Annotated in this window: 6 protein-coding genes and 1 pseudogene; 4 read left to right on the top strand and 3 right to left on the bottom strand. The window is 35.7% G+C overall.

Annotation, left to right across the window (positions count from 1 at the left end; translation table 11 throughout):
• Both VSA01S_RS19245 and VSA01S_RS19240 read left to right on the top strand, forming a co-directional pair.
• On the top strand, nucleotides 1-202 hold a 202-nt coding region (locus VSA01S_RS19245; RefSeq protein ID WP_147052769.1), incomplete at its 5' end, for a BspA family leucine-rich repeat surface protein.
• Between the two features lie 26 nt (nucleotides 203-228).
• Nucleotides 229-1,215 carry a BspA family leucine-rich repeat surface protein gene (locus tag VSA01S_RS19240; RefSeq protein WP_147052767.1) on the top strand — a complete coding sequence of 329 codons (987 nt, stop codon included), beginning with the start codon at nucleotides 229-231 and terminating at the stop codon, nucleotides 1,213-1,215.
• A 192-nt stretch (nucleotides 1,216-1,407) separates the two neighbouring features.
• Here the strand turns inward: VSA01S_RS19240 and VSA01S_RS19235 are convergent, their stop codons facing one another.
• Nucleotides 1,408-2,163 carry an alpha/beta fold hydrolase gene (locus tag VSA01S_RS19235; protein ID WP_039982007.1) on the bottom strand — a complete coding sequence of 252 codons (756 nt, stop codon included), beginning with the start codon at nucleotides 2,161-2,163 and terminating at the stop codon, nucleotides 1,408-1,410.
• Nucleotides 2,164-2,510: 347 nt separating this feature from the next.
• Here VSA01S_RS19235 and VSA01S_RS19230 point away from each other — a divergent pair.
• Together VSA01S_RS19230 and VSA01S_RS20605 are read left to right on the top strand one after the other, a co-directional pair.
• Nucleotides 2,511-2,777: pseudogene (locus VSA01S_RS19230) on the top strand (IS3 family transposase); the annotation flags it as partial.
• A complete protein-coding gene (locus VSA01S_RS20605) occupies nucleotides 2,741-2,890 on the top strand; it encodes a hypothetical protein (protein WP_145993895.1) in 150 nt (49 codons plus the stop codon). The pseudogene VSA01S_RS19230 and the gene VSA01S_RS20605, both read left to right, overlap by 37 nt.
• Nucleotides 2,891-3,112: 222 nt before the next feature.
• Here VSA01S_RS20605 and VSA01S_RS19220 read toward each other — a convergent pair whose 3' ends face one another.
• Nucleotides 3,113-3,682: a VOC family protein gene (locus VSA01S_RS19220; RefSeq protein WP_039982006.1), complete on the bottom strand. Its 570-nt coding sequence runs from the start codon at nucleotides 3,680-3,682 to the stop codon at nucleotides 3,113-3,115.
• Nucleotides 3,679-4,158, bottom strand: a complete 480-nt coding sequence (locus tag VSA01S_RS20600; protein ID WP_227739634.1) for a VUT family protein — start codon at nucleotides 4,156-4,158, stop codon at nucleotides 3,679-3,681. The genes VSA01S_RS19220 and VSA01S_RS20600 overlap by 4 nt, the downstream gene beginning before the upstream one ends.
• Nucleotides 4,159-4,739: the final 581 nt, after the last annotated feature.

Raw genomic sequence — 4,739 nt, 5'->3', positions numbered from 1 at the left:
ATTTGCTAAAGACCAATACTTCAATCAAGACATCAGCCGTTGGGATACTTCTCGTGTGACCAATATGAACCGCATGTTCTCCGGCGCCAAGCGCTTTGACCAAGACTTAACCCACTGGGACGTCAAGCGCGTCTCTCGTCATGCCGACTTCGCCAAAGGCAGTGGCCTGTCTGAAGATAGCCTTCCAACTTTTACGCAATAACGTTTATTCAACCCAAGGAAAATACAGTGAAAAGAACCATAACCTCACTTCTTGTGGGTGCAGCCGCACTTGCTAGCCAAACCACTTTTGCTGCTGATATATCGGTAAAATGCCCAGACCAAGCCGTTAACTCCGTGATGCTTGAGAATGGTCAAGTTTATATAGTGGTGGATAACGCTCTAATTAAAAATAAAACTTTATTAGATAAATTAGAGCAAGGTCATATTCGCTTGTGCACCACACAGGTGACGGATATGAGCTTCTTATTTTATAAGCGCGAATCATTTAATGCCGATATTAGCGATTGGGATACGTCAAATGTGACTAAAATGTCTAGCATGTTTGAAGGTGCAGAAACATTTAACCAAGATATTGGTAATTGGAATACGCTTAATGTGACCAAAATGTCTTACATGTTTGAAGGAGCAGAAACATTTAACCAAGATATAGGGCGTTGGGATACATCTAACGTTGTTTATATGATATCTATGTTTAGAAGCGCTCGTGTATTTAATCAAGATATTGGACATTGGGATACATCGAATGTGGTTTATATGATGTCTATGTTTGAATACGCAAAAGCATTTAATCAAGATATTGGATATTGGGATACTTCCAAAGTATACAACATGGATAAAATGTTCGCTTGGGCAAAAGCATTTAACCAAGATATTGGAAATTGGGATACCTCGCATGTTGGGCGGATGGAATTCATGTTTAGTGATGCAGATGCATTTAACCAAGATATTGGAAAATGGGATACATCTAATGTGAAGAATATGTACGGGATGTTTTGTGACGCAGATGTATTTAATCAAGATATAGGAAATTGGGATACATCGAAGGTAATAAATATGACATGGATGTTCTCAGAAGCAAAATCATTTAACCAAGATTTAACTAATTGGAGCGTAAGTCAGGCAAGGGTTGATTTTGGGTTTGCAGATGGTAGTGCAATGACTAAAGAACAATGGCCACATTTTGTAAAAAAATTTCCTAATTGGTTCAGCTAAAAATAAGCCAGTGCTGATTAATTCAGCGCTGGCTTTTGCAAGGTTAAGAGAGATCGAACGAGATTAAAAACATCGCTGATGGGGAGGAGGAGTGCATTTTCCGTGGGTTGGGTGTGCGTTCGGTGAGGTTATATGGCAGGTACACAAAAGCCACCGTAAACCGTGGCTATCTTAAAAACTTATTATATTTTCTCAGCGCAGCTGACTGTATAAAAATGTTTCTATTGCTTCATTTACCTTATTGGGATGCGTTAAATTCACAGCATGACAAGCACCATCAACAACAACCATTTTTGAATAGGGTAAATCTGAATGCAGCTTTTCTCCCGCACTCAATGGTATACCAACATCATTTGAGCCGTGAATGACGAGACATGGAACTTTAATTTGAGCCACATTAATATCTTGCCTTGAAGTCATTGCTGTCATTGCATGATAAATATTATTAGGGTGATAGGACTGCCAAATACTTTTCCAAAATAAAGATTCGTCTTCATTCCCGCCGATGATTACAGGTAGTAGACTATCAATAATCTGTTCACGAATTACTGTATTAGACCAATTGTCACGTAATTGATGATAAGACTCGATGGTTTCTGGATTATCTCGAGATGCCTGTGTAGCGATAAAAATGATGTTACTAATCAACTCAGGATTCAATAAGGCCATACGCTGCGCCACGTAGCCTCCCATTGACATTCCTGCAACGATACAACTTGAGATATTTAAATGATTAATTAAATTTAAAATATCATTTGCTAATTCTTCTAACGTAAAGCTACTCTTGCACCACTCTGTTTTACCGAATCCCCTAAAATCGCAACAAATAACTCGGTAGTTTTCTTCAAAATATTCAGCTTGATGCTTGAACATTCTCGAGTCCATAAAAAAACCATGTAGAAATATAATGGTTTCCTTGTATACATTTTTATTATCAGTAAAAAACATCCCATTGAAACTATGCATTATTAACCTTTAAAATATAGAATTATTTCCTCAAATTACCACTAAAATTTAGACTTGAAAATACCGCCCATTTGACAGGTGTTCAGTTCAGTAAATTACGCAAGAAAAATAAAGAGCTAAGGATGGAAAAAGATATATTAAAAAAGCCAGCGCCCTATTGCTAAAGGAAACCAAATAGCGTTTGAAACGGTAAAATCGCTCGCTTCGACATACCCAATTGCCAACCTTTGCAAAAGCATGAACGTAAGTCGTTCAGCCTATTACGCATGGCTCAACAAACCTACGAAGTGATAACGGTCGAGTAGTTATATTTTTACCGCAGAGTTAAAGCAATATTTAAGCAAAATCGAAACTGTTTAGGTTATCGAGAATTGCGTAAGCGGTTGTGCAATGAGGGCTTTACTATCAGTGACTATAGTACACAAAAGTTGATGGATAAGCTTGATTTAGTGGTTACACAGCGTGTGGGAGACAAGCTCACAACTAAGCATAAATACAGTGATACAGTGGCTGATAACCTGCTGAACAAGAATTTTAACTCTGTTGAACCTAACCAAGTATGGGCGATGTTGGCGCTTGTTGGGATAATGCTGTAGCAGAGAGGTTCTTCGTTAGTCTAAAGCACGATTGGTTATTCAAGGTGCCCCAACTAACCAGAGAACACATGAGAAATGATGTCGCAGCTTTTATATGCGATATTACAATTTAGACCGGCTTCATACCGCTAACAACGATATGTCGCCAATTAACTATGAAAATTCTTTTAGAAAAGTGCCCTGAAAAACTTTAGCAGAACATAACCCCATGAGTTCATGTGGCGTTTACAGTTAAAGTTTGCTTAGTTAAGGTTAATTGGCTATCAAAGAGGCGACCGTATAGTTGCCGCTTTGAATAGAACATCTTGAGATGGCATAGCTCTTAGCAAAAAAGATTAGTCACCAATATCGCTATGACCTTCTTCAAACTCCCACTGAATATTGTACTTGTCGACAAAATAGAAGTATCTAGTATTACTCACAATATCCGCTACTTTTTTCTTTTCTTCTACATTTTTTTCATTAACTTCATCATGGAAGAAAAACTCATCAGTCTTGATTTGCGATATTTTAAAAGGTTTATATGCAGAACTTTCAGAAATCATTCTGACGTCTTTGTGTGCCTTAACTCTTTCAAATTCAGCATCAATGTCAGACACGCTTAGACATATATGACCCACACTCCCGATCATATTGGGGGTTTTATGGAAATGTACTTCTTCCGATACCGGACTATGATACTCCATTAATTCAAGATATATGTTGGTATTTCCTATTTTTAAGAATTCTATTGAGACATCAACTTCATTGTAATTATCAATAAACCCAGCAGACTTAGAAAATCCCTCATTTTTAAAATTATTAAACCTTTGAACAGGCACAGCTGAAAGTAGATCAGCATAATAATCAGATGCTAAGTCAATATTATCAACAACAATATTTATATGTCCTAAACCTGATATCATATTTTTACACCCTTTATTTTCTTCACTACCGGTAATAACATAACTGTTATTATAGATAGGAAGGTTATATTTGTAATTATGTTTGTCACAGTAAGATCTATATAGTTATCACCATATACACCTGAAAATGCTAACATGTCAGTGATTACTGTGTAAAATATGATTATAGCCGTTGATGAAACTAGGGATGCTGTTAGATATCCATATTGAAGATACAGTCTTTTGAATAGTGCATAATCCAAAACAAAAGCAATTATTGAACCCAATATATTAGCGAAGTATAACGTAAAAATAGGGCTAAAGACGTCTTTATATGAATTTGCATGAATTACATAGTCTGGAGAAGGAAGTAATGAAACAGTATATGTTATTATTATCATTAATATATTAACAAATGACTCCATTATAATAATGAGCAACATTGCCCTTTTGTCATTAATTATTGCAAAAATGTCAATAAGGACAAAACAGAACATATAGGTTAAGGATGAGGGAATTATGTGTATGCCGAAGACGTCTATTATTTTATATGCAATTATATGGGATGTTATTGATAGGCAAAAAAACAATGACATTATGATAATATTTATCTCACTCCGTTTCATCTAATATCCTAAATACTTCCTTTTAACTGCTTATACCCAAGTAACCTCAAGGTGAACATAATTTCAACCTTAACTACTACGTGTAAACTCACTTCTCCTTTTATTCTAACTTCAGCCCGATTCATTATCAATAGTTCAAAAATTATTAGTGAAAAATATTATCTAACTATAATAATTTCACTCCAAAAATAATTAAATTAAATATCAGAAATATAATTTTCTTATATTATATGTAATAAAGAAATCGATTAGTTACACCCATATATGTAGCCTATACCGTAAATTTAAACCATTCATGTGTTGGGTTCTGTCGCAAATATAGCTAGAGATGAAACAGCTAAATTGGCGCTGGAGGCCTCTTGCTAACGGCTCTACAGAGTTAAACTCAAATTTGATCTTATACAACGCGTCAGCAAATAACGGTCTGTGGTTTAAGGAAGAAGAAAGTGAAG

The organism is Vibrio sagamiensis NBRC 104589, assembly GCF_007990935.1.
Lineage (GTDB): Bacteria > Pseudomonadota > Gammaproteobacteria > Enterobacterales > Vibrionaceae > Vibrio > Vibrio sagamiensis.
Note: the sequence above shows the minus strand (reverse complement) of the source record. Positions and strands in the feature narration are given on the sequence as shown.